The following is a 21,376-nucleotide window of genomic DNA, read 5'->3' on the forward strand; positions in this document are numbered from 1 at the left end:
TTGGTAAGTACCTCACTTAATTGTAGGTACTTGACGGTTACGGAGCTCAATTTTTACGATGCGGGCGTCATCACAACCGCCATCGACATCGTCATGAATTCTCTGAAAGAAGTTTCCGTGCTCGGCCTGGGTGCCATGGGCGTCACCATCGCCCGGCTGTATCTCGACCAGGGCTACAAGGTCACCGTATGGAACCGCACCCCCGACAAGGCGCGCGAACTCGTGGCCCGCGGCGCGCTGCTGGCGCGCGATGCGGCGGAGGCGCTGCGCGCCGGCAGGGTCGCCGTCATGTGCGTGTACGACTACCGCGCCGCAGAAGCCATTCTTTCGTCGCCGGGCGCCGCCGCCGCGCTGGACGGGCGGCTGCTGGTGCAGTTGACCACCGGCAGCCCGCAGGATGCGCGCGACGCGCAGGCCTGGGCGCAGCGGCACGGCGCGACTTACCTCGAAGGCGCCATCCAGGCCGCGCCCGACCAGATGGGCCAGCCCGACACGCCGCTGCTGGTGTCCGGTGCCAGGCCCGTGTTCGACGAGGCCCGGCCATGGCTCGAGGTGCTGGCTGGCGGCATCGTCTACCTGGGCGAGGCCGCGAGCGCGGCGGCGGCCATGGACCTCGCCACGCTCTCGACCATCTACGGCACGCTGCTGGGCTTCCTGCATGGCGCGCGCGTGGCCGAGCACGAAGGCTTCGACGTGGCCGCCTACGGCCGCATCGTCGCGGGGATCATGCCGACCTTCGCGGGCTTTCTGCAGCACGAGGGCGCGGTCATCCAGTCCGGCGACTTCGCCATCTCGCAGAGCCCGATGCGCATCTCGGTCGAGGCCACGCAACGCATCCTGCAGAGCGCACGCGACGCGGGCATCAACACCGAGTTTCCGACTTTCGCCGCGGGCCTGTTCCAGCGCGCCGACGCGGCGGGGCTCGGCGGGGAAGAGCTGGCGGCGCTCATCAAGCTGCTGCGGCGCTGAACCGATTGCGCGTCAAGCCCACGTCATGAAGCGGATCGCGCGCAGCACTTCGGCCTCGCGCTCCATCAGGAAGTCGGTGTGGCAGGCGTTGTCCAGCGTGAGCCTGTGGCTCGTCTTCAATGCCGCGGCCAGCTTGTCGGCGTTCGCCTGGTAGACGTGGCGCAGCAGGCGCACCGTGGTCAGGGCGTCCTGTCGGACCGCCGGGGCCATGGGCTCTTCGACCCAGGGCAGCAGGTCTCTCACTGCCGCGGGCAGGGCGGTGACCACCAGCGCGGGCGCGCGCACGGCGCTGTAGTCGGGAGCGAAGTGGTGGGCGGCGAAGTTCATCGCCTCGGCCACGCTCTCTGGCGTGTTGGGGCGCACGCTGCCGTCGGGGCGAAGGTCGAGCGAGTCGCGCAAATTGGCTTCGAGCGCGGGCCACCAGTTCTTGGTCAGGCGCCGGTTGAAGGCGACGGCGGCCTGCAGCGAGGCGTTGTCGGCCTCGCCCGGCACGGGTTCGTCCAGCGCCTTGTTGTCTGGCGGCTTCTCACCACCGGTGTCGCCGTCGAGCGTGTAGTCGCAGGTGGTGTCCAGGTAGACGAGCCCCTGCACGCGCTCGGGGTAGCGGCCCGCAAAGCGCGTGAGCTCGTTGCCCGCGATCGAGTGCCCGGCCAGCACCACGCGCTGCAGGCCCAGTGCGTCGAGCGCCGCCTTCAGGTCGGCGACGAGGTCGTCCACCTCGTAGTGCTGGGTGGCGCTCTTCACCGGCAGCGGCTTGCCCGAAAGGCCGTAGCCGCGCCGGCTGATCGCCACCACGCGCGAAAAGTCGGCCGCCAGCGCCGGGGCCAGGCTGTCGAAGTAGCGCGCGTTGCCGCCCAGGCCGGCCAGCAGCACGATGACAGGGCCCGTGGCGCCGGGGACGTGCCAGTCGCGGACCTGCAGCGACACATCGGGCGTGGCCGACACCTTCACCAGGTGCTCCGTCACCGACACGGCGCCAACGGCAGGGCCGGGGCCCACCGAGCCACCACCGCCACCCCCGCCAGAACCTCCGCCGCCGCAGGCCGCGAGTGCCAACGCCGGCGGAACGGCGGCAAAGGCCGCGAGCGCGTGCAGGGCCCGCAAGGCGTGCCTGCGCCGGGGCTGGAAACACGGGTCGGTGGCGGGCGGTTGGGGGAGGCGATTCAGGAGGCGATTCACGTGCGCGGGCTTTCTGGAAGGTGTCGTTCCAGTGTCTGTTCGGCGGCTGAAGGGCGCCTTGGCCCTTCATGAAGATTTCCTGAAGTGCGCCGCAATGGCTTGGCAGATACTTCGGCCTCCTCCAGCACATCGGGCCGCACGGCCTGTACACCCATGAACCTCCTGCTCGTCGAGGACGACCTTGATCTAGGCAACGGCGTGCGCATCGCGCTGGCCAACCAGGGCATGGACGTGGTGTGGGTGCGCCGGCTCGACGACGCCCTGCGCACGCTCGACGGCGGCACCTTCGACATGGTGCTGCTCGACCTGGGCCTGCCCGACGGCGACGGGCTCGACCTGCTGTTCCGCCTGCGGCGCGACAAGCAGATATTGCCGGTGCTGGTGCTGAGCGCGCGCGACGCGCTGACCGACCGGCTGCGCAGCCTGGACGACGGTGCCGACGACTACCTGGTGAAGCCCTTCGCGCTGGCCGAGCTGCTGTCGCGGGTGCGGGCGCTGGCGCGCCGCAGCTACGGCTTCAACGACGAGACCATCCGCATGCGCGGCCTGGCGCTGCACGAGCCCACGCGCGGCGTGATCGTCGACGGCGAGCCGGTGGAGCTGTCGCGCTGCGAGTTCGACCTGCTGGCGCTGCTGCTCAAGCGCACCGGCCGCGTGGTCACGCGTCGCGTGATGGAAGAGCAGGTGCTGCCCGGCGGGCAGGCCAACGGCAGCAACTCGCTGGAGGTGCACATCTCCAACCTGCGCAAGAAGATCGGGCAGGGCTACATCCGCACGGTGCGCGGCATCGGCTATGTGATCGACATGCAATCGCTGGTGCGGAGCGCGGCCAAGTGATGCAGGCGCTGGCGCGGCGCTGGAAGCACTGGAAACAGCCTTCCCTGATGCGGCGCCTGCTGCTGGCGCAGATGACCGTGGTGGCGCTGCTGTGGACCATGACCATCGCGCTGCTGCTTTACGACTCCTACGACGACCCCGAGCTGCTGAAGTACGACAAGATCTTCAACACCGTGATCGCCATTTCGCAGAACATGGCCGACCACCCGCAGCGCCAGCAGGAAACCCTGGCCTCCTTCGACGCCGCGCTGCTGGAGACCGTGGGCGACGGCGACGCCGCGTCCGACAGCGCGCCGGTCATGCAGGTGTGGCAGGGGGACAGGCTGATCTACCGCTCGACGGCGGCCGTGCCGGTGATCTTGAACACCGTTCCCAACCGCATCGAGACCGTGAAGGCCGGCGACCGCGAATGGCGCGCGCGCACGCTGGTGTCGCCCACCTCCGACACGCGCGTGATGCTGGCCGAGCCCAGCGTGTGGCGGTTGACGGTGACGGTGCTGAACCGCGGCTTCTACCTGCTGCCGCTGGTCATCAGCCTACCGTTCCTGGTGTTCCCGGCGTGGCTGTCGGTGCGGCTGGCGCTGCGGCCGTGGCGCCAGGTGAGCAAGGAAACGGCCGAGCGCGGGCCGGCCGACCTCACGCCGCTGTCGTACGCGCCGCCGCACAAGGAGTTGCAGCCGCTGGTGCAGAGCATCAACAGCCTGCTGCAGCGGGTGCGCGACAGCACCTCGCGCGAGCGCAGCCTGATTGCCGACGCGGCGCACGAGCTGCGCACGCCGCTGGCCGCCATGCGCGTGAACGTGGAGGCGCTGAAGGAGCAGAGCACCGACGAGGGCCAGCGCGAGCTCATGGGCAACCTGCTGCGCAGCAACGACCGCGCGGCGCGCCTGGTGGGGCAGCTGCTGCAGCTGATGCGCAGCGACGCGGTCTCCGGCAACAACCTGCCGGTGATGCTGTCGCTCGACGCGCTGGTGCAAGACCGCCTGGCCATGATCGAAGGCCTGGCCAGCGCCCGCCAGGTGGAGCTGGAGCTGGTGTGCGACGACGCGCGCGGCCCGGTGCCCGTGCTCGGCGAGCGCGAAAGCCTGGCCTCGATGGTCGACAACCTGATCAACAACGCCATCAAGTACAGCCCCGAGGGCACGACGGTGACGGTACACGTGGCGCGCGACGGCGACCATGCCGTGCTGAGCGTGGCCGACCGCGGCCCGGGCATTCCGCCGCCGCTGCGGGAGCGCGTGTTCGACCGGTTTTTTCGCAATCCGGAACAGACGCAGAGCGGCAGCGGCCTGGGGCTGGCCATCGTCAAGTCGGTGGTCGACCGGCATGGCGGCGAGGTGACGCTGGGCGAGGCCGCGGGCGGCGGCCTGCTGGCGACCGTGCGGCTGCCGCTGGCCGAGGCGGATGCGCCCCAGCCCTTGCTGTGCGCCTGAGCGGCTGGCGCGGCCCGAAGCGCGCCCCGAAGCGCGCCCGGCGCCCCGCAAATGCCCCCTAAAGGCCTGGTCAGGTCCATTTTGGGGCGACGATTTACACTAGCAGGCTGCCTCCCGGCGCCGTTTACAGGACACTTTCACCAATGAAGTGGGTCATTCTTGCCATCTTCGCGCTCAGCGCGCTCTACGTTCACTTCCGGGGCCAGGTCCGTCACAAGTTCTTCAGACAGCTCTCTGATCACTCGACGTTCCTCGCCCCGCTGAACGTCTTCATGTACCTTTTCTCGAAGGTGCCCGGTACGCCGTACCTGTCGCCCGCGCAGTTCCCCGAGATGCGCATCCTCGAGGAGAACTGGGAAGTCATTCGCGAAGAAGCGCTGGCCATGCGCAACGGCGGCAGCATCAAGGCCTCCAGCCAGTTCAACGACGTGGGCTTCAATTCGTTCTTCAAGAGCGGCTGGAAGCGCTTCTACCTGAAGTGGTACGACGAGGCGCATCCCTCGGCCGCCGTGCTGTGCCCGCGCACCACCGAGCTGCTGAAGGGCATCGGCACCATCAAGGCCGCCATGTTCGCCGAGCTGCCCCCGGGCAGCCGCCTGGTGCGCCACCGCGACCCGTTCGCCGGCTCGCTGCGCTACCACCTGGGGCTGTGGACGCCGGGCGTCGAAGGCTGCTACATCGACGTGGACGGCCAGCGCTACCACTGGCGCGACGGCGAGGCCGTGGTGTTCGACGAAACCTTCATCCACTACGCCGAGAACACCACCGACCACGACCGCGTGATCCTGTTCTGCGACATCGAGCGGCCGCTGAAATACCGCTGGGCCAGCGCCGTGAACCGCTGGTTCGCGAAGAACCTGCTGGCCGCCGCGAGCTCGCCCAACGACGCCGGCGACAAGACGGGCGGCATCAACCGCGCGTTCAAGTACATCTACCAGATCCGCGTGGTCGGCAAGCGCCTGAAGGCCTGGGACAAGCGCGCGTACTACCTGGTGAAGTGGGCCATCTTCGGTGGCCTGGCCCTCTGGATCTTCTGGTAAGGCGTCGCTCGTAGAGGCTACGCCGCGCGGGCCCCGAACGCGTCGCTGAAGGCCTGCGCCACCGCCTCCACGTTGCGGCTGCCTTCGTCGGAGCTTCGCAAGACCAGCGACAGCTTCCTGAACGGCGCGCGGCTTCCCAGCCCCACCTCGCGCACCGCGTAGGCGCGCACCAGCGGCCGCCGGGGCTGCGGCACCACCGACACCCCGAGGCCCTGGGCGACCATCGCGACGATGGCGTCCATCGAGCGCAGCTCCATCACGCAGCGCGCGCCCGGCACCAGGCTGCGCACATGGCGCGCGGCCACGCGGCCGCCGGCCAGCGAGAGGTCGTAGCCGACCCAGTCGTGCGCCTCCAGCAGCTGCTTCGCGTTCTTTCCGGTGGCGTTCGGCGGCGCCAGCATCACGTAGGGCTGGCGGTGCAGCTCGCGCCAGATCAGCCGGCGCGAGCCGCCCGATTCGGGCCGCACCAGCAAGGCCACGTCGAGCCGCGCGGCCTTCAGTTCGGACACCAGTTCGTCGCTGTCGTTCAGCGGCGGCACCACCACGTCGAGCGCGGGGTGCCGCTGGCGCAGCGCATGCAGGGCCTGCGGCAGTACGTCGCTCTGCATGCTGGTGATCACGCCCACCCGCACGCGCCCCGCCACCTCGACCACCGGGCGGGAGCGCAGCGTTTGCAGCCGGTCTGCAAAGTCGCCCACCGCATGCACCACTTCGCGCGCAAAGTCGGTCGGCAGCATCACGCGCGTGGAGCGGTCGAACAGCGGCCGGCCGAAGTACTGCTCGAGCTGCTTGACCTGCAGGCTGACCGCGCTCGGGCTGCAGCCGACGACCCCGGCGGCGGCGGTGAAGCTGCCCTGTTCGATGATGGTCCGCAGCGTGGCCAGCAGCGTGAGATTCATGAGAAATCCTCACAGTTGAGGTTTGTACATATCGCTTTACTCATTCTATGGGGTGCCTAGGATCAGCGGCGTCATCACCTCCATCCGCGCTGATTCACCGCTTTGACAGACTGGAAACGACCGCCATGAACCCTCTACGACGCCATTCCTTCGCTCTCGCAAGTGCTCTCGCGCTGAGCTTCGCCTTGCCCGGGTTGCTCGCCTCGCAGGCACACGCCGCCGCCGCGTGGGTGCCCGAGCGCCCGATCCACCTCGTTTCCCCCAGCCCGCCGGGCGGCGGCACCGACGCCGTGGCGCGGCTGCTCGCGGCCAAGCTGGGCGAGCAGGCCAGATGGCAGGTGGTGGTCGACACCAAGCCCGGCGCGGGCAACAACATCGGACTGGAGTTCGGCGCCAAGTCGCCGCCCGACGGCTACACCGCGGTGCTCGGTGAAACCAGCAACCTCGCCGTCAACCAGTTTCTCTACAAGAAGCTGAACTTCGACCCCGCGAAGGACCTCGCGCCCGTGGCGCTGGTGGGCACCGGCGTGTCGGTGCTGGTGGTGAACGCGGCCAGCCCCTACGACAGCCTGGCGGCACTGCTGGCGGGCGCGAAGAAAAAGCAGCTGGCCTATGCGTCTTCGGGCAACGGCACCGTGGGCCACCTGGTGGCCGAGAACCTGCGCGTGGCGACCGGCGCCGGCCTGCTGCATGTGCCCTACAAGGGCGGCGGCCCGGCCATGACCGACATGCTGGGCGGGCAGGTCGACTTCTACATCTCGTCGCTGGTGTCGGCGCTGCCGCTCATCAAGGACCGCAAGCTGCGCGCGCTGGCCGTCACATCGGGCACCCGCGACGCCTCGCTGCCCGAGGTGCCCACCTTCATCGAGAGCGGCTTCAAGGGCTTCGAGTACTACCCGCTGTACGGGGTGGTCGTGCCGGCCAGGACGCCGGAGAACGTCGTGCAGACCATGAACAGGGAAATCAACCGCGTGCTCGACGCGCCCGACGTGTGGGCCAACCTCGCCACGCGCGGCATCTACGTGCGCACGGGCACGCCGGAAGCGTTCGACGCCTTCCTGAACAGCGAGCGCAAGAAATGGGCGGAGGTCGTGAAAGCGTCCGGCGCGACGGCCGAATGACGCAAGCTCCTTCCATGATGAACACCACGACCGATCCGACTGGCCCTATCGGCGCGACCCTCGTCGACCTGCGCAGCGACACCGTCACCCGGCCCACGGCGGCGATGTACGAGCGCATGGCCACCGCCCCGCTGGGCGACGACGGCCTCGACGGCGACCCCACGGCGCGCGCGCTGGAGTCGACCGCCGCCGCGCTGCTGGGCAAGGAAGCCGCGCTGTACGTGCCCAGCGCCACGATGGCCAACCTGCTGGCGATCCTCGCGCAGGCCGGCCGCCAGGAGCTGGTGCTGGCCGAGGCGGCCTCGCACATCTACGTGACCGAGCGCGGCGCGGGCGCGCTGACCGGCACCTTCTACGAAGGCATTGCGGGCGTCGAGGGCGCCATGGACCTGGAGCGGCTCGGCGACGCGCTCGCACCCGGGCGCTACAAGCTGCGCACCGGCGTCGTGTGCATGGAAAGCTCGCACAACAACGCCGGCGGCACCGTCTTGCCGCTGTCGCACATGCGGGCCGTGTTCGAGGCGTCGAAGCGCGTGGGCGCCGGCGTGCATCTCGACGGCGCCCGGCTCCTGAACGCGGCGGTCGCGCTCGGCGTGCCGGCGGCAGACATCACGGCCTTCACCGACACGGTGTCGCTGTGCCTGTCCAAGGGCCTCAGCGCGCCCATGGGCGCGGTGCTGGCCGGCTCGGCCGTCACCATCGAGCGCGCCCGGTCGCTGCGCAAGATGCTGGGTGGCAGCCAGCGCCAGGTCGGCATCGTGGCGGCCGCGGGGCTGGTGGCGGTCGAGTCGATGGTGGCGCGGCTGGCCGACGACCATGCCGCCGCCCGGCGGCTGGCGCAAGGCATCGGCCGGGTGCCGGGGCTTGCCACCAATGCGCCGCAGACCAACATCGTGCAGGTCGATGTGAGCGCCACGGGCATCGATGCGGCGCAGTGGGAGCGCGAGCTGAAGGGCCGGGGCGTGCTGGTGCGGCCCTGGGGCCGGCAGCGGCTGCGCTGCGTCACGCACCGGCATGTGGGCGAGCGCGAGGTCGAGCTGGCGTTGGCCGCCTTCGCGGCGGTGGCCGCGAACCCTGCGCGGGGCATGCAAGACCCGCCCGGCGCGGCGGCCTGAGCAAAACCAGCCCGGCGCGGCGGCCTAAGCAAAACCAGCCCGCCGCGGCGGCCTGAGCTTCAGCTGAAGCTCAGCCCCGGGCTTCGGTCCACACGCGCCAGTCGCGCCAGCTGCCCGCCCAGCTGATGGCGCCCGCCAGCAGCGCGCCGCCGAGCACGTCGAGCAGCACATGCTGGCGCGTGGCCAGCGTCGAGTAGACGATGCCGACGGCCCACATCAGGTTGACCACGCGCAGCCATGCGGGCGCGCCCACGCTGCGCAATTGCCGGCCGAGTTGCACGGCAGCCAGCACCGCGAAGGCGACGTGCAGCGACGGAAACGCGTTGCCCCCCGCGTCGGCGCTCTTCAGGAACTGCAGCGCCGGGTACCGCGCCCAGTCGACCGCAAAAGCCGGCACCACCGTCGGAAACACCCAGAACACCACCAGCCCGACGGCGGCCATCAGCGCGGCGTCGCGCGCGCAGGCCCACAGCTCGGCCTTGTTCTTCGCGAAGGCCGGCGGCAGCGAAATGTAGAACCACAGCGAGCCGTACAGCAGCATCGCGTCGTCGCTCACGCCCACCCAGTGGTCCAGCGGCGTGAGCGGCATCACCGTGGGCTGCCACAGCGGGTTGTGCATCACCCAGAAGTACAGGAAGAAGAAGCCCGAGATGCCCAGCGTGGTGCCCACCATCTTCGGCACCCAGAGCGTGGCGATGCGCCGGGCCAGTGCCAGGTACCAGGCGACCGCCGGGCTGGACGCCACGGAGGAAACTGAGGCCATGGAGGACGGAGGAGAAGAAATCGCCGGACGGGAGGTCACCGATGCTGCGCTCGCGAAAGCGGGGTGGGTTGGGCGCCGGGTTCAGTGAGCGCCTGGGTTGGAAACCGCTCCAGCTTAGGCGCCTGCATTGCCTGAACATTGCGCCTTCTGCAATCGGCGCTCTCCTAGAATGACCGGCCTTTTTGCGCCCCAGTCTCTCCTCGCTCCTCCCCCCTGCCTCTGTCCCACTCCTTGCACAACGCCCCATGAGAATCCTGCTCGTCGAAGACGAAGTCGACCTGGCGCAAGCGCTGGCCTCGGCTTTGCGGCAGAACCAGGCGGTGGTCGACGTGGCCGGGTCGCTGCGCGAGGCCGAAGAGGCGGCGCTGTGCGCGCAGCACGACGTGGTCGTGCTCGACCGCGGCCTGCCCGACGGCGACGGCCTGTCGCTGGTGGGCTTTCTGCGGCAGAACGACATCGCCACCGCCGTGCTGGTGCTCACCGCCATGAGCGACGTGGCCGAGCGCGTGCTGAGCCTGGACGGCGGCGCCGACGACTACCTGGCCAAGCCCTTCTCGATGGACGAACTGATGGCGCGCGTGCGCGCGCTGGCGCGGCGCCCCGCGGTGCGCGCGCAACCCGTCATGGCGCTGGCGCAGCTGCGCTTCGACCATCACCTGCGCCAGGCCTACGTGGGCGAGGCGAGCATCACGCTGCCACGGCGCGAGCTGCTGGTGCTGGAGGCGCTGCTGGAGCATCGCGGCCGCACCGTGCTGCGCGAGGCCATGCAGGAGCGCGTGTACGGCGACCGCGACGAGATCCAGTCGAACGCGCTCGACACGCACGTCTCGCGGCTGCGCTCCAAGCTCGACAAGGCCGGCGCGCAGGTCGAGATTCATGCGATTCGCGGCGTGGGCTACCTGATCTGCGCGGCCACGCCGCCAGCAGAGGCGGCGGCGGCGTAATGAGCCTGGACCTGAGCCTGCTGTCGCTGCGCTGGCGGCTCATCTGGAGCCTGATCCTGCTGCAGGTGGTCGTCGGCCTGCTGGTGATGGGCGGCTTTCTCGGCCTGGCCTGGGTGCTGGGGCGCGTGGTCGACGAGACCGGGCAGGAAACCGTGGCGGCCATCCAGCGCGCGCTGGTGCGCGGCGCCGACGGCAAGCTGTCGGCCGAACCCACGCCCGAGCTGCAACGGCTGCGGAAGGCCGATCCGCCCTTGTGGTTCATCGTGCGCGACGGCCGCGGCGCGGAACTGCGCCATGGCGAGGTGCCGCCCGAATACCTCAAGCTGCTCGCTGCCTTCGACGGGCTGGAGCGCGTGGCCATCGACCCCGAGCCTGCCAGCACCCGGCCCAAGGCCCGCTTCGAGCGCGTCGACAGCCGCGCCGGCCCCGTGAGCGTGATGGCGCAGACCGGCGGCCCGCTCACCGTGCGCAACACGCTCAAGGGCACCGGCATCGCGTTCCTGTTCCTGGTGGCGCCCATGGCGCTGGTCACCTGCCTGGGCGTGATCCTGGCCACCCCCTTCGTGGTGAAGCGCGGCCTGAAGGGCGTGGTGGCCACGGCCGAGCATGCCGAGGGCATCGACGTGCACGAGCGCACCACGCGGCTGCCGCTGGCCAACGTGGCCAGCGAGATCCGCCCGCTGGTCAACGCCGTGAACCGCGCCTTCGACCGCCTCAATGAAGGCTACGACCGGCAGGAGCGCTTCCTGGCCGACGCCGCGCACGAGCTGCGCACGCCCATCACCACGCTGCAGATCAACATCGAGGGCCTGCCGCACGACCCGCTGAAGGTGAAGCTGATGCAGGCCTCGGCGCGGCTGGCCACGCTGGCCGAGCAGCTGCTCGACCTGCAGCGGCTTGACCGCATCGCCGCGCAGGAGTGGCCGCAGGTCGACCTGAAGGCGCTGTGCGAGCGCATGGCCGGCGACATCGCGCCGCTGGCCATCATGAACCGCTGCACGCTCTCGGTCGATGCACCGCGGCCGCTGTGGGTGCGCGGCGACGCGCCCTCGCTGGAGCGCGCGCTGGCCAACCTGATACAGAACGCCATCGAGCACGGCGGGCAGGGCTGCGACATCCAGGTGCGGCTGTGGGAGCCCTCGGGTTTCGAGGTGCTCGACTCGGGCCCGGGCATTCCGGAGGCCGACCGCGAGCGGGTGGTGGCGCCGTTCCACCGGCTGGTGCCGCGTGGGCGCGGGGCGGGGCTGGGGCTGCACCTGGTGGCCGAGGTCGCGCGGCTGCATGGCGGGCAGCTGACCATCGGGTCGAGCGAATCGGGCGGGGCGAAGATGCGGCTCGAGTTGAACCTTGGTGCGTGACAGCGACGCAGAGCGCTGCAGAGCGCGAGGCCGCCGCGGCGCTACCTGGCAGCGATGCGCTGCATGGCTTCCTGCGCCGTGACGATCGGAATTCCGACGTAGCTTCGCAGCGGCAGCAGGTCGCGCTTGTCGCCCGAGGCCACCAGGTCTGCCACCCCGGTCAGGGCCGCGGCCAGCACGTGATCGTCGTCCGGGTCGGTGGGCACCACGCGTGGCACGCTCACGGGCGAGACCACGACGGCCAGCCTGCGCAGGTCGTCCACGAGGCTGTGCGCGGCGAGACCGGCCTGCGCCAAACGAAGAGCGAACTTGTCGCGCGTGAGCACATCGAGCAGTTCGGCCAGCAGCACTTCGCTGGTACACAGTTCGAACTCGCCGGCGCGCGCGGCGTTGAGCAGTTGGCGCGGCAATCCTGAAAAGAGCAGGCCGGAGACGAGCAGGTTCGTGTCGAGAACGAAACGCACGGTGCCGGGGCCTCAGGCGCCTTGGCGCCGCGCTTCGCGAGCGGCCTGCAACTCGTTCTCGACCTCGTCCTCGGAAAGCGCAGCCTTGTCCAGGGCGTCGAGCTTGGCCATGGCTTCGCCCAGTCGCGCGGCGGCTGCGCTGCGTTCCTCGCGCGCGGCCAGGAACTCCACGAAGTCGACCACCTCGGCCACGCGGCCGGGCGGCAGTTGCTTCAGGCGTTCGATCAGGCGGGTTTCGATGGCGGTCATGGGCGGCTTCCTCTCCGGGTCACTGGGGTTGACGCCCGGTTGTACAACAGGTTTCGCCAAAGATGTCCGGCGAGGCGGCACAAGGCCCTGCGCCGCGTATTGATGCCCCGACAATCGGTCGGGCCACGCCAAGCCCTTCATGCCCTCCATGCCTCTCCCGACATGAACGCCATCGACCGCCTGCCCGAGCCCACCAACCTTGCCGGCGCGCAGGCGCTGATCGCTCGCGTGCAGGCCGTGCTCGATGCCGCGGGTGTCTCGATGCGCGCACCGCCGCCCGAGCCCACCACCTGTTGCGGGCGTGGCTGCAACGGCTGCGTGTGGGAGGGCTGGCTGGCTGCGGTGAACTACTGGCGCGACGAGGCGTCGCTGATGCTGGAGTGAGTCGCGGCCCGCGCTGTCGCCGGCGCCTCAGCGCGTTTCCCAGAAACCCCGGTGCGTGGCCATCATCTCGTCGGCCACTTCGGGCACCGGCCCGATTACCTCGATGTTCTTCTGCCCGCGCGCGAACACCTCGCGGCAGGGCAGGCTCAGCGTCGGGTTCTCGGGGTGGTCGCCCGTGAGCGCGAGCAGCGCCGACTCTTGCGCGCCATAGACGACGCGCCCGATGTTCGCCCAGTAGCTGGTGCCCGCGCACATGGCGCAGGGCTCGAAGGTGGTCACCAGCGTGCACTGCCACAGGTACTCGGGCGGCCAGTTCAGCGCCGCGTGGCGCGCCAGCGTGGCCTCGGCGTGATGCACGGTGTCGATGTTGCCCTGCTCGGCGAGCACGGTCTCGCCGTCGGGCGCGACGAGCACCGCGCCGAACGGGTGACGGCCCATGGCCATGGCGCGGCGGGCCACCTCGTCGGCGCGGCGCAGCGCGCGAATGACCTGGTCTTGCGTCATCGGGCGCTCACTGGTTCTGCGAGCCGCGGTGCGCCCAGCCCGTGGTGTGCTTCTCGATCACGCTGAACAGTTCGTACATCAGCATGGCCATCGCGCCCACCACCATCAGGCCCGCGAAGGCCAGGCCCATCTGCATGGCCGAGCCGGCGGAAATCAGCAGGTAGCCGATGCCCTCGTTGGCGGCCGTCATCTCGCTCACCGTGGTGCCGACGAAAGCCAGCGTGATGGCGACCTTCAGCGAGCCGAAGAAGTAGGGCATGGAGCGCGGCAGGCCGATCTTCATGAGCACGTCCCAGCGCTTGGCGCCCAGCACGCGCAGCACGTCTTCCAGCTCGGGCTCGAGCGTGGCGAGGCCGGTGGCGATGTTCACCATGATCGGGAAGAAGCTGATCAAAAACGCCGTGAGAATCGCCGGCCCCACGCCGATGCCGAACCACACCACCAGGATGGGCACGAAGGCCGCCTTGGGCAGCGCGTTGAACGCCGTCATGAGCGGGTACACGGCCGCGTACGCGATGCGCGAGCTGCCGATGACGAAGCCCAGCAGCACGCCCACCACGATCGCCAGGCCAAAGCCCGCCATCGTGACCCAGAAGGTGCGCCACGCATGGCCCGCGATGATTTCCTTGTATTCCCAGAACTGGTTCCAGATGCGCAGGGGGCTCGGAAAGATGAAGTCCGAAACCTCGAAGCCCGCGCACACGACCTGCCACAGCAGCAGCACCGCGACCAGCAGCAGCCAGGGCGACCAGCGTTCGATTTGCCGGGTGTTCTTCATGCGGCGGCTCCTGCTGCGGCTGCAGTTTGGGCGGCGCTGACGCCGGTGTTGCGGATGGCGCCGATATGGCTGCGCAGCTCCAGCACGATGTCGGTGAACTCCTTGGTGTAGGTCAGCTCCAGCTCGCGCGGGCGCGGCAGCTCGATGTCGCGCTTGACCACGAAGCGCCCCGGGCTCTTGCTCATCACGTACACCGTGTCGGCCAGGAACACCGATTCGCGCAGGTCGTGCGTCACCAGGATGACGTTGAACTGCTGCTCGGTCCACAGGTCGCGCAGGATGCACCACAGCTCTTCGCGCGTGAACGCGTCGAGCGCGCCGAAGGGCTCGTCGAGCAGCAGCATCTTGGGCTCGTGGATGAGCGCGCGGCAGATGCTCGCGCGCTGCTGCATGCCGCCGGAGAGCTGCCACGGAAACTTGTCTTCATAGCCCGCGAGGCCCACCTTCTGCAGCAGCTTGCGCGCGCGCTCCACGTACTCCTTGCGCCTGGCCTTGAAGCTGGAGCGGTAGGGCTCGACGATTTCCAGCGGCAGCAGCACGTTGTCGACCGTGGTGCGCCACGGCAGCAGCGAAGGCGCCTGGAAGGCCATGCCCGAGATCTTCAGCGGCCCGGTGACGGGCTGGCCGTCGATGCGGATCTTGCCCATCGAGGGCATCTTCAGCCCCGTGGTGAGCTTCATGAAGGTCGACTTGCCGCAGCCCGAAGGGCCGACGATGGCAATGAACTCGCCGCGCCTGACCTTCAGGTCGATGGCCTCGACCGCGAAGTGGTTCTCGCGCAGCAGTTCCTCGTTGTAGGCGAGCCAGACGTCCTGGAAGTCGACGAAGGGAGCAGCCGCTTGCGTGGCGTCGTTCGCCATCACTTCTTCAGCACGTTCAGCTCGGCCGCCGGCGGCAGCAGCGCCGCCGTCCACACCGCGTCGGGGCTCACGCGCGTCTTGGTGTTGAAGGCGTCCGACACCTGCGAGGCCATGAGCGACATGCGGCCCGCGTTCACCGCGCCGAAGCCTTCGGCGCGCGCGTCGGCGCTGTTGATGACGGTGTCGATGGCCAGCTGCAGGCGGCGCGTTTCGAGCTTGCTGTCGATGATGCCGTCGCGCGCCTTCACCGACTCGATGGCCACGGCCGGGTTGGCGATGACTTCCTTCGCGCCCTTGGCGAAGGCCGAGAGGAACTTCTTCACCGCCTCCGGGTGCTCCTTGATGAGCTTGGGCGACGCGATGATCACGTTGCCGTACAGCTTCACGCCGTAGTCGGGGTAGGGGAGGATGACCACGTCGGCCGTCTTCGCGCCGCGCGCTTCCAGGTTGAGCAGCGAGGTGAAGGTGAAGCCGGTGATGGCGTCGACGTCGCCGCGCATCAGCATGGTCTCGCGCAGCGTCGGGTCCATGGCGGTCCAGTTGACGGCGCCGATGTTGTTGGCCTTGGCGAAGATTGGGAACGCGCGGCGGCCTGCGTCGAACACCGGCGCGCCCAGCTTCTTGCCGGCAAGGTCGGCGGGCTTGGCGATGCCGCTCTTCTTCAGCGCCATGACCGAGGCGGGCGTGTTGTTGTAGACCATCATCACCGCCACCGGCTTGTTGGGGCTGTCGGGGTTGTTGGCGTGGAATTCCATCAGCGCCGCGAGGTCGGCAAAGCCCATGTCGTAGGCGCCCGAGGCCACGCGCGTGACGGTGCCGCCCGAGCCGTTGCCCGCGTCGATGGTCACGTCGAGGCCGGCGGCCTTGAAGTAGCCCTTGGCCGCGGGGTGCAGGAACAGCGCCGCCGGGCCTTCGAAACGCCAGTCGAGCTGGAACTTGATCGGCGTCGGGGTCTGCGCATAGGCCGCGTTCAGGCCGAAGCTGAGGGCCGAGGCGGCGAGGAAGGACTGGAGCAGGTGGCGCTTGTTCATGCGGGATCGGTCCGTGAAAGGTGAATGCAAGGGAGTGCCGGCATTCAAGCAAAAACGGTGCCCGCACGTGATTGGTGCGAACCCTTCCTGTGAATCAAGGTGGTGCGTTAGTCGCACCTACGCTGGGATTTTTCAGCAAATCCCTTCGGTTTCAGGGGCTTGTTGCACCGAAACCGAGCCAATACGGGTCGCCCACGCGCTTGCCGACGCTTGCCGCGGCGTCGCGCACGGTGGCGCCGAAGCGCTCGACCAGCGCGTCGGACAGCATGTCCGCTGGCAGCGCGATGCCGAAGGCGTAGGTCTGCCGCGTGGCCGCGTCGAACACCGCCGACGAGATGCCGGCCACGTTGGTCACGTATTCGCCGCGCGACAGCGCCCAGCCGCTCTCGCGGATGACGGCCAGCCGCGCGAGCAGGTCCTTGGCCGTGCGGGGCGCGTCGCCGCGGCCCTTGTCGAGCTGCGCGCCGAGCAGCGCCGTCACTTCGTCGTCGCCCAGGCGCGCCAGCAGCGCGCGGCCCATGGCGCTGGAGTAGGCCGGCGCGCGGCTGCCCGGCGGCGTGTAGATCTGCAGCGCCCCGGCGCCGGTGCGCATCTGGATCACCAGCGTGTCCACTCCGTCGAGCACGTTGATGTAGCCGGTGAAGCTGGTCTCGCGCACCAGCGCGTCCAGCGCTTCTTCCACCAGCGAGGCCGCGTTGCGCGAGGCGCGGAAGTGGTACGAGGCTTCCATGATCACGCCGCCCGGCCGGTAGGCGCGCGTGGCCGGGTCGCGGTCGAGAAAGCCGTAGCTGGCCATCATGCTGAGCGTGCGCGAGGCCGAGCTCTTGGGCAGGCCCAGCTCGGTCACCACGTCCGTCACCGTGATGTCGCGGCGCAGCCGCGCGATCAGCTTCAGGACGTCCATGGCGTTGGCAAGGGTGCTCATAGTGTTCGGTGGTTGGCGACCGGGGATCATAGGTTCGGCGCAACCGTGGGCGCCGCCGGTGCGGCCGGAGCCCGGCGCGTCGGCCGCGTGCGCCGGGCCCGTGTTGCCTTGGCCTACACGCGTTGCCTGCGCCCCCCCACATGACGACTGGCACGGGATTGCGCAAATGGACGCTTCGCAACACGACCGATCCACCGACCGAGAAAGACCGCCATGGCAGACGATGCAAAGACCCCTTCCCAACTGGCTGACGAAGCCAGGCAGACCGGCCACGACGCCGCACGGGCCGCCAGCGGCCTGGCGGGCGAGGCGAAAGACATCGCCGGCGATACCGCGCGGGCCGTGCGCTCCGGCCTCGACGACGCGAAAGCCGCTGCCGGCGAGGCGCTCGACACCGCGCGCGGCGTGGCCGCCGATGCCAAGGATGTCGCCGCCGACGCGGTGGACACCGGCCGCGCCTACGCCCGCAACGCCGTGAACGAATCCGGCAAGAAGATCGCGAGCTTCAAGGAGCAGGCCACGCAGTGGCAGGAGTCGTGCTCGAAGCAGATTGCCGCCGACCCCGTGAAGTCGGTGCTGATCGCCGCGGCCGGCGGCGCGCTGATTGCCGGCCTGCTGCTCGCGTTCGACCGGCCGGCAAGCCGCTACTTCGACGGCCGAAGCTTTCCGTGGGACCGCTGAAGCCGATGCAGGGCATGGCACCGATGAAGCCGATGAAACCCATGGAGGCGATGAAGCCGATCTCGCCGCCTGACGACAGCTGGTGGCCCGCGGGCTTGTCCGACCCCTCCAGCACCGGCGGCCAGAACGGTGTGCGCTACGCCTTCTTTCCGGCGCAGCGCCGTCTCGCGGTCGAGCAGAACGGGCGGGTCAGGCAGTACGACACCGGCAGCCACCGCATTTCCGGTGTGAGCCAGCAGCAGCAAAACGCCGAGGGCGGCGCGCCGACGTTCGCCAGCCAGGACGGGCCGGTGAACCTCGCTTCGCTGAAGGAAGTCGGCTGACGAGGCGCTCCCGCCACTGAACGCCGGGACGCCGCCTTGCCTCCCGCTCCTTCATCACCCCGGCGAGCCGGTCGCTGGCGCTGGTTCTGGCTTGTGCTGTGCGCCTGCGTGGCAGCGGCCGGCTGGGCCGTGGGCACCGGCGCGGTGGAGATTCCTGAGCGCTTCGATCCATGGGCGCCGCTCGACCCCAAGGCGCCGCCCGACTGGCTCACCGGCTTCAAGCTCGCGCGGGCACGCGCGGAGCCGGCCCGCTGCCTGGCGGCGCTCGAGCGAACGGGCATGCAATACGACCTGCTGCCCGACCGCGAGACGGGCCCCGGCTGCGGCTTTCAGAACGCCGTGCGCTTGCGCTCGGCCGGTGTGCGCCTGAACCCGGCGGCGCCTTCGCTGAGCTGCCCCATGGCGCTGTCGTTCTTCATGTGGGAAACGCATGCGCTGCAGCCCGCCGCCGAGCAGCGCTTCGGCCAGCCAGTGGTGGCCGTCGAGCACCTGGGCAGCTATGCGTGCCGCAACATCAACCGCGGCGAAGGCGCGCCGCCGGACGCGGGGCGCAGTGCGTCCACCAACCCGGCGCCCCAGGCGTCCCGCAGCCGCCACGCGACGGCGAATGCGCTGGACATCGCCGGCCTCACGCTGGCCGATGGCCGCCGCATCACCGTGCTGCAGGGCTGGCCACGCGAAGCTGTTGCGGATACCGCCGCCGCCGACAACCCCACCGCACTGCTGCTGCGCGACGCGCACCGGGGCGCATGCCGCTTCTTCGACGGCGTGCTCGGCCCGGACTACAACGCCGTGCACCGCGATCACTTCCACCTGGAAACCGGCGGCTACACGATGTGCCGTTGACGCTAGCGAGCGTCCGGGCTCCGGCAATCAGGCATCCCCGTTCGCCAGGCCCTTGGCCTTGCGGCTCGCGCGCTCCCCGACGAATTGCCGCAGCTCCTGCCGTCCATCGTCCGTGATGCCCTTCACCACCACGACCTGCGGCGCCAGGTAGGCGCCGGTGTTGGCCGCTGGCGTCGCGAATTCGGCGTCGACCAGGCCCGTGGCGGCCAGCACGGAAATGCGCCGCACGTCCTCCGGGCGGTCCAGGCGAAGTGGAAACCGCGCGTGCTGAAGCCGCATCAGGCAAAAGAGTGGCATCTCGATCCTCCATGTACCCGGTGTTTTTTCTGCCGCACCGGTCGGCCCCAAACTGGTGCGACAAATGTATACAAACGTCAATATTTCGCAAGTCGTTACGAAAACCGGCGTTCGGGGCGGGGAGGGAAGGGATGCAGGACAGGTGACAGCGCCGTCCGGCGCTCAATCCTCCGGCCGCATCAGGCCCGCCAGCGCGCCGTGCCCGCGTGCCTCCAGCGCGTCCGATGCACCGACGCGGTCGCGATGCTCCTTGTTCTGGCTCAGCTTGAACTTGCCGACCAGCGAGGTCAGCGCGATCTCGATGCCGACGATGTTGCGCAGCATGCCGTCGATGAACTCCGGCGTGGAATCGCCCATCTTCCAGGGCCTGGGTTCGTCGGCCTCGTGGCGGCGCGTGAGCCGCGCGACGATGCGGCGCACGAAGCGTTCGTCGTCGTGCACGGTGAGGATGCCGTGCGCGTGCACGACCTCGTAGTTCCAGGTGGGCACCTGGCGGTGCGCCTCGTGCTTGCTCGGGTACCAGTTCGGCGAAATGTAGGCCTGCGGCCCGGTGAAGATCACCATCACCGGGCTGCCCGAGGGGCAGCGTTGCCACACCGGGTTGGCGCGCGCGACATGGGCCGACAGCAGGCCGTGCGGCCCCTGGTCTGCATCGAACTCGAACGGGATGTGGTCGGCGTCGAAGCCCGAGCCGTCGGGGCCTTGCGTGACCAGCGCGCCCAGCGGGTGCTCGCGCATCACGCGGTGCAGGGGTTCGGGGCGGTTCTCGGCGAAATGCGGGGGGATGTACATCGGTGGGCGAAGCCTGATTGGCAAAGCCCGAATGTCGCGCCAGACCGGCACAGTGAGAAGATCCAGTTTTTCCACTTTTGGCTGGGCCAGTCTTGTCTACCTCTTCACAGACATCGGCCGGCGCCGGTCGCCGCGTGTACGAACTGCTGCGCGGGCAGATGGCCGACGGCTCGCTGACGGCGGGCGCGCGTGTGCCGTCCACACGCGCGCTGGCCAGCGACCTGGGCATTTCGCGCACCACGGTGACCGCGGCCTTCGAGCAACTGGCCGCGGAAGGCTTCCTGCTGACCTCGTCGGGGCGCGCCGCGCGCGTCGCCACGCCGCCGGTGGCAACGCCGGTCGTTCGCCCTGTGCCGGGCCGGCGCGGCAAGGCGGGACGGTCCATGTCCCTGTCTGCGTCCTTGTCCGTGTCCTTGTCCGGATATGGCCGCCGCGTGGCCGCGACCGAGATGCCCGCCATTCCGGCGTCGCCCGCCGCGGCCATCGACTTCCGCTACGGCGCCGTGGCCTCGCGCGACTTTCCGACCCTGGTCTGGCGGCGCGCCTACCAGGCCGAACTGCTGCGCAGGCAACCCAGCCTGTTCTACGTGGCGCCCGAGGGCGAGGCGTCGTTGCGCCGCGCCTTGCAGGGCTACCTCCGGCGCGCGCGGGGGCTCGTCTGCGATGCGGAGCAGATCGTGGTCGTGCACGGCTCGCAGCAGGGCATCGACCTGTGCGCGCGCCTGCTGCTGGAGCCTGGCGACGACTTCGTCTTCGAAGACCCGGGCTACCTCATGGCACGCCGCGGCTTCGAAGCCGTGGGCGCCCGGATGGCGCCCGTGCGCGTGGACGCACACGGGCTGGACACGGCCAGCCTGCCGCAGGACGGCCGCGCGCGGCTCGCGTTCGTCACGCCGTCGCACCAGTTTCCGCTGGGCGGCGTGCTGCCCGTGGCGCGCCGCATGGCGCTGCTGCAGTGGGCGCAGCGCAACCGTGCGTGGGTGGTGGAAGACGACTACGACGGCGAGTTCCGCTACGGCCAACGCCCCATCGATGCGCTGCAGTCCATCGACACCGACGGTCGCGTGATCTACATCGGCACCTTCTCGAAAGCGCTGTCGCCGCAGCTCCGGCTGGGCTACCTGGTGCTGCCGGTCGAACTGGTTCCCGTGTTCCGGCACGCCAAGCGCCTGGCCGACCGCCATGCGCCCGTGCTCGACCAGCGCGTGCTGGCGTCGCTGATCGACAGCGGTGCTTACGAGCGGCACGTTCGGCGTGTGCGTCGCGAGAACGAGCGCCGGCGTGCCGAGTTGCTGGCCGCTGTCGCGCGTAATCTGCCGAGCGATGCGCGTGTCGACGGCACGGCGGCGGGGCTGCATGTGGTGCTGTGGCTGCCGGGCCTGAAGGCTGTAGACGAAGAGGCCTTTGCAGACGCGGCGCGGCAGAAGGGAGTCGGCGTCTATCCGCTGTCGCCACTGTTCGCGAGCCGCAAGGGGGCGAAGGCGCGGGCTGCGGGGTTCATTCTTGGGTATGCGGGGTTGACGGTGGCGGAGATCGACGAGGGGGTGCGTGTGCTGGGCCAGGCGGTTCGCGAATTCGCCTAGC

The 21,376-nt window shown here is 69.6% G+C and carries 25 protein-coding genes; 13 read left to right on the forward strand and 12 right to left on the reverse strand.

All coding sequences use genetic code 11. The annotated features are described in order from the left end of the window. Positions 1 to 93: 93 nt before the first annotated feature. A complete protein-coding gene (locus tag AB6807_RS12190) occupies positions 94 to 969 on the forward strand; it encodes an NAD(P)-dependent oxidoreductase (RefSeq protein ID WP_371084749.1) in 876 nt (291 codons plus the stop codon). 12 nt (positions 970 to 981) lie between these two features. On the opposite strand, the gene AB6807_RS12195 is transcribed toward AB6807_RS12190, so the two are convergent. Beyond that, on the reverse strand, positions 982 to 2,073 hold the full coding sequence (locus tag AB6807_RS12195; RefSeq protein WP_371084750.1) for an alpha/beta fold hydrolase: 1,092 nt from the start codon (positions 2,071 to 2,073) through the stop codon (positions 982 to 984). Between the two features lie 228 nt (positions 2,074 to 2,301). On the opposite strand from AB6807_RS12195, the gene AB6807_RS12200 reads away from it, so the two are divergent. From AB6807_RS12200 to lpxO, 3 genes are all read left to right on the forward strand, one after another. Beyond that, positions 2,302 to 2,985: a response regulator gene (locus tag AB6807_RS12200; RefSeq protein WP_371084751.1), complete on the forward strand. Its 684-nt coding sequence runs from the start codon at positions 2,302 to 2,304 to the stop codon at positions 2,983 to 2,985. Next, the gene (locus AB6807_RS12205; protein ID WP_371085177.1) at positions 2,985 to 4,418 is read left to right on the forward strand and encodes a sensor histidine kinase; all 1,434 of its coding nucleotides are present in this window, start codon (positions 2,985 to 2,987) and stop codon (positions 4,416 to 4,418) included. Before AB6807_RS12200 ends, AB6807_RS12205 begins: the two co-directional genes overlap by 1 nt. Before the next feature lie 143 nt (positions 4,419 to 4,561). Beyond that, positions 4,562 to 5,458: a lipid A hydroxylase LpxO gene (gene lpxO, locus AB6807_RS12210; protein ID WP_116914233.1), complete on the forward strand. Its 897-nt coding sequence runs from the start codon at positions 4,562 to 4,564 to the stop codon at positions 5,456 to 5,458. Between the two features lie 17 nt (positions 5,459 to 5,475). Here the strand turns inward: lpxO and AB6807_RS12215 are convergent, their stop codons facing one another. Continuing rightward, the gene (locus AB6807_RS12215) at positions 5,476 to 6,357 is read right to left on the reverse strand and encodes a LysR family transcriptional regulator (RefSeq protein ID WP_371084752.1); all 882 of its coding nucleotides are present in this window, start codon (positions 6,355 to 6,357) and stop codon (positions 5,476 to 5,478) included. A gap of 125 nt (positions 6,358 to 6,482) precedes the next feature. On the opposite strand from AB6807_RS12215, the gene AB6807_RS12220 reads away from it, so the two are divergent. Next, positions 6,483 to 7,478 carry a Bug family tripartite tricarboxylate transporter substrate binding protein gene (locus tag AB6807_RS12220; protein ID WP_371084753.1) on the forward strand — a complete coding sequence of 332 codons (996 nt, stop codon included), beginning with the start codon at positions 6,483 to 6,485 and terminating at the stop codon, positions 7,476 to 7,478. Between the two features lie 17 nt (positions 7,479 to 7,495). Then, positions 7,496 to 8,593 (forward strand): low specificity L-threonine aldolase, encoded by a 1,098-nt coding sequence (locus AB6807_RS12225; RefSeq protein ID WP_371084754.1) that lies wholly within the window; start codon positions 7,496 to 7,498, stop codon positions 8,591 to 8,593. Between the two features lie 70 nt (positions 8,594 to 8,663). Here the strand turns inward: AB6807_RS12225 and AB6807_RS12230 are convergent, their stop codons facing one another. Beyond that, a complete protein-coding gene (locus AB6807_RS12230; RefSeq protein WP_371084755.1) occupies positions 8,664 to 9,356 on the reverse strand; it encodes a phosphatase PAP2 family protein in 693 nt (230 codons plus the stop codon). Positions 9,357 to 9,601: 245 nt separating this feature from the next. Here AB6807_RS12230 and AB6807_RS12235 point away from each other — a divergent pair, with 245 nt between their 5' ends. Together AB6807_RS12235 and AB6807_RS12240 are read left to right on the forward strand one after the other, a co-directional pair. After that, positions 9,602 to 10,300, forward strand: coding sequence for a response regulator transcription factor (locus AB6807_RS12235; RefSeq protein WP_371084756.1), 699 nt, complete (start codon positions 9,602 to 9,604; stop codon positions 10,298 to 10,300). Beyond that, a complete protein-coding gene (locus AB6807_RS12240) occupies positions 10,300 to 11,658 on the forward strand; it encodes a sensor histidine kinase (protein WP_371084757.1) in 1,359 nt (452 codons plus the stop codon). The genes AB6807_RS12235 and AB6807_RS12240 overlap by 1 nt, the downstream gene beginning before the upstream one ends. 41 nt (positions 11,659 to 11,699) lie before the next feature. Here the strand turns inward: AB6807_RS12240 and AB6807_RS12245 are convergent, their stop codons facing one another. Next, positions 11,700 to 12,122, reverse strand: coding sequence for a putative toxin-antitoxin system toxin component, PIN family (locus tag AB6807_RS12245; RefSeq protein ID WP_371084758.1), 423 nt, complete (start codon positions 12,120 to 12,122; stop codon positions 11,700 to 11,702). Positions 12,123 to 12,134: 12 nt separating this feature from the next. Continuing rightward, the gene (locus tag AB6807_RS12250) at positions 12,135 to 12,371 is read right to left on the reverse strand and encodes a DUF2281 domain-containing protein (RefSeq protein ID WP_371084759.1); all 237 of its coding nucleotides are present in this window, start codon (positions 12,369 to 12,371) and stop codon (positions 12,135 to 12,137) included. A gap of 162 nt (positions 12,372 to 12,533) precedes the next feature. Between AB6807_RS12250 and AB6807_RS12255 the strand changes: the two genes are divergently transcribed. Next, entirely contained in the window at positions 12,534 to 12,755 is a 222-nt protein-coding gene (locus tag AB6807_RS12255) for an oxidoreductase-like domain-containing protein (RefSeq protein ID WP_116914239.1), read from the forward strand. A gap of 27 nt (positions 12,756 to 12,782) precedes the next feature. On the opposite strand, the gene AB6807_RS12260 is transcribed toward AB6807_RS12255, so the two are convergent. The 5 genes from AB6807_RS12260 to AB6807_RS12280 all read right to left on the reverse strand — a co-directional run bounded on the left by AB6807_RS12260 (position 12,783) and on the right by AB6807_RS12280 (position 16,853). Beyond that, positions 12,783 to 13,259, reverse strand: a complete 477-nt coding sequence (locus tag AB6807_RS12260) for a nucleoside deaminase (protein WP_371084760.1) — start codon at positions 13,257 to 13,259, stop codon at positions 12,783 to 12,785. A 7-nt stretch (positions 13,260 to 13,266) separates the two neighbouring features. Further along, positions 13,267 to 14,037, reverse strand: coding sequence for an ABC transporter permease (locus tag AB6807_RS12265; RefSeq protein ID WP_116914241.1), 771 nt, complete (start codon positions 14,035 to 14,037; stop codon positions 13,267 to 13,269). Beyond that, positions 14,034 to 14,897 carry an ABC transporter ATP-binding protein gene (locus AB6807_RS12270; RefSeq protein ID WP_286517659.1) on the reverse strand — a complete coding sequence of 288 codons (864 nt, stop codon included), beginning with the start codon at positions 14,895 to 14,897 and terminating at the stop codon, positions 14,034 to 14,036. The genes AB6807_RS12265 and AB6807_RS12270 overlap by 4 nt, the downstream gene beginning before the upstream one ends. Beyond that, positions 14,897 to 15,928: an ABC transporter substrate-binding protein gene (locus tag AB6807_RS12275; RefSeq protein WP_371084761.1), complete on the reverse strand. Its 1,032-nt coding sequence runs from the start codon at positions 15,926 to 15,928 to the stop codon at positions 14,897 to 14,899. The genes AB6807_RS12270 and AB6807_RS12275 overlap by 1 nt, the downstream gene beginning before the upstream one ends. 151 nt (positions 15,929 to 16,079) lie before the next feature. Then, a complete protein-coding gene (locus AB6807_RS12280; RefSeq protein WP_371084762.1) occupies positions 16,080 to 16,853 on the reverse strand; it encodes an IclR family transcriptional regulator in 774 nt (257 codons plus the stop codon). A 213-nt stretch (positions 16,854 to 17,066) separates the two neighbouring features. Here AB6807_RS12280 and AB6807_RS12285 point away from each other — a divergent pair, with 213 nt between their 5' ends. The 3 genes from AB6807_RS12285 (at position 17,067) to AB6807_RS12295 (ending at position 18,703) form a co-directional block, all read left to right on the forward strand. Next, the gene (locus AB6807_RS12285; RefSeq protein ID WP_371084763.1) at positions 17,067 to 17,534 is read left to right on the forward strand and encodes a hypothetical protein; all 468 of its coding nucleotides are present in this window, start codon (positions 17,067 to 17,069) and stop codon (positions 17,532 to 17,534) included. After that, the gene (locus AB6807_RS12290) at positions 17,522 to 17,857 is read left to right on the forward strand and encodes a hypothetical protein (RefSeq protein ID WP_371084764.1); all 336 of its coding nucleotides are present in this window, start codon (positions 17,522 to 17,524) and stop codon (positions 17,855 to 17,857) included. The genes AB6807_RS12285 and AB6807_RS12290 overlap by 13 nt, the downstream gene beginning before the upstream one ends. A gap of 108 nt (positions 17,858 to 17,965) precedes the next feature. Beyond that, positions 17,966 to 18,703, forward strand: a complete 738-nt coding sequence (locus tag AB6807_RS12295) for an extensin family protein (RefSeq protein ID WP_371084765.1) — start codon at positions 17,966 to 17,968, stop codon at positions 18,701 to 18,703. Positions 18,704 to 18,730: 27 nt separating this feature from the next. On the opposite strand, the gene AB6807_RS12300 is transcribed toward AB6807_RS12295, so the two are convergent. Both AB6807_RS12300 and AB6807_RS12305 read right to left on the reverse strand, forming a co-directional pair. Beyond that, complete coding sequence (locus AB6807_RS12300) at positions 18,731 to 19,000, reverse strand: hypothetical protein (RefSeq protein ID WP_371084766.1); 270 nt, start codon at positions 18,998 to 19,000, stop codon at positions 18,731 to 18,733. Between the two features lie 162 nt (positions 19,001 to 19,162). Further along, entirely contained in the window at positions 19,163 to 19,792 is a 630-nt protein-coding gene (locus AB6807_RS12305; RefSeq protein ID WP_371084767.1) for an FMN-binding negative transcriptional regulator, read from the reverse strand. Positions 19,793 to 19,950: 158 nt separating this feature from the next. On the opposite strand from AB6807_RS12305, the gene AB6807_RS12310 reads away from it, so the two are divergent. Then, the gene (locus AB6807_RS12310) at positions 19,951 to 21,375 is read left to right on the forward strand and encodes a PLP-dependent aminotransferase family protein (RefSeq protein WP_371085178.1); all 1,425 of its coding nucleotides are present in this window, start codon (positions 19,951 to 19,953) and stop codon (positions 21,373 to 21,375) included. The last annotated feature ends 1 nt before the right edge of the window (position 21,376 follow it).

Origin of the sequence: Variovorax sp. RCC_210 (assembly GCF_041355175.1) — a bacterium.
Taxonomy (GTDB): domain Bacteria; phylum Pseudomonadota; class Gammaproteobacteria; order Burkholderiales; family Burkholderiaceae_C; genus Variovorax.

Bases quoted from the DNA above. Each gene is read 5' to 3' on its own strand.
- AB6807_RS12190 (WP_371084749.1), top strand. From the start codon at position 94: ATGAATTCTCTGAAAGAAGTTTCCGTGCTCGGCCTGGGTGCCATGGGC.
- AB6807_RS12200 (WP_371084751.1), top strand. From the start codon at position 2,302: ATGAACCTCCTGCTCGTCGAGGACGACCTTGATCTAGGCAACGGCGTG.
- AB6807_RS12205 (WP_371085177.1), top strand. From the start codon at position 2,985: ATGCAGGCGCTGGCGCGGCGCTGGAAGCACTGGAAACAGCCTTCCCTG.
- lpxO (WP_116914233.1), top strand. From the start codon at position 4,562: ATGAAGTGGGTCATTCTTGCCATCTTCGCGCTCAGCGCGCTCTACGTT.
- AB6807_RS12215 (WP_371084752.1), bottom strand. From the start codon at position 6,357: ATGAATCTCACGCTGCTGGCCACGCTGCGGACCATCATCGAACAGGGC.
- AB6807_RS12220 (WP_371084753.1), top strand. From the start codon at position 6,483: ATGAACCCTCTACGACGCCATTCCTTCGCTCTCGCAAGTGCTCTCGCG.
- AB6807_RS12225 (WP_371084754.1), top strand. From the start codon at position 7,496: ATGAACACCACGACCGATCCGACTGGCCCTATCGGCGCGACCCTCGTC.
- AB6807_RS12230 (WP_371084755.1), bottom strand. From the start codon at position 9,356: ATGGCCTCAGTTTCCTCCGTGGCGTCCAGCCCGGCGGTCGCCTGGTAC.
- AB6807_RS12235 (WP_371084756.1), top strand. From the start codon at position 9,602: ATGAGAATCCTGCTCGTCGAAGACGAAGTCGACCTGGCGCAAGCGCTG.
- AB6807_RS12240 (WP_371084757.1), top strand. From the start codon at position 10,300: ATGAGCCTGGACCTGAGCCTGCTGTCGCTGCGCTGGCGGCTCATCTGG.
- AB6807_RS12250 (WP_371084759.1), bottom strand. From the start codon at position 12,371: ATGACCGCCATCGAAACCCGCCTGATCGAACGCCTGAAGCAACTGCCG.
- AB6807_RS12255 (WP_116914239.1), top strand. From the start codon at position 12,534: ATGAACGCCATCGACCGCCTGCCCGAGCCCACCAACCTTGCCGGCGCG.
- AB6807_RS12260 (WP_371084760.1), bottom strand. From the start codon at position 13,259: ATGACGCAAGACCAGGTCATTCGCGCGCTGCGCCGCGCCGACGAGGTG.
- AB6807_RS12265 (WP_116914241.1), bottom strand. From the start codon at position 14,037: ATGAAGAACACCCGGCAAATCGAACGCTGGTCGCCCTGGCTGCTGCTG.
- AB6807_RS12270 (WP_286517659.1), bottom strand. From the start codon at position 14,897: ATGGCGAACGACGCCACGCAAGCGGCTGCTCCCTTCGTCGACTTCCAG.
- AB6807_RS12275 (WP_371084761.1), bottom strand. From the start codon at position 15,928: ATGAACAAGCGCCACCTGCTCCAGTCCTTCCTCGCCGCCTCGGCCCTC.
- AB6807_RS12280 (WP_371084762.1), bottom strand. From the start codon at position 16,853: ATGAGCACCCTTGCCAACGCCATGGACGTCCTGAAGCTGATCGCGCGG.
- AB6807_RS12285 (WP_371084763.1), top strand. From the start codon at position 17,067: ATGGCAGACGATGCAAAGACCCCTTCCCAACTGGCTGACGAAGCCAGG.
- AB6807_RS12300 (WP_371084766.1), bottom strand. From the start codon at position 19,000: ATGCCACTCTTTTGCCTGATGCGGCTTCAGCACGCGCGGTTTCCACTT.
- AB6807_RS12305 (WP_371084767.1), bottom strand. From the start codon at position 19,792: ATGTACATCCCCCCGCATTTCGCCGAGAACCGCCCCGAACCCCTGCAC.
- AB6807_RS12310 (WP_371085178.1), top strand. From the start codon at position 19,951: ATGGCCGACGGCTCGCTGACGGCGGGCGCGCGTGTGCCGTCCACACGC.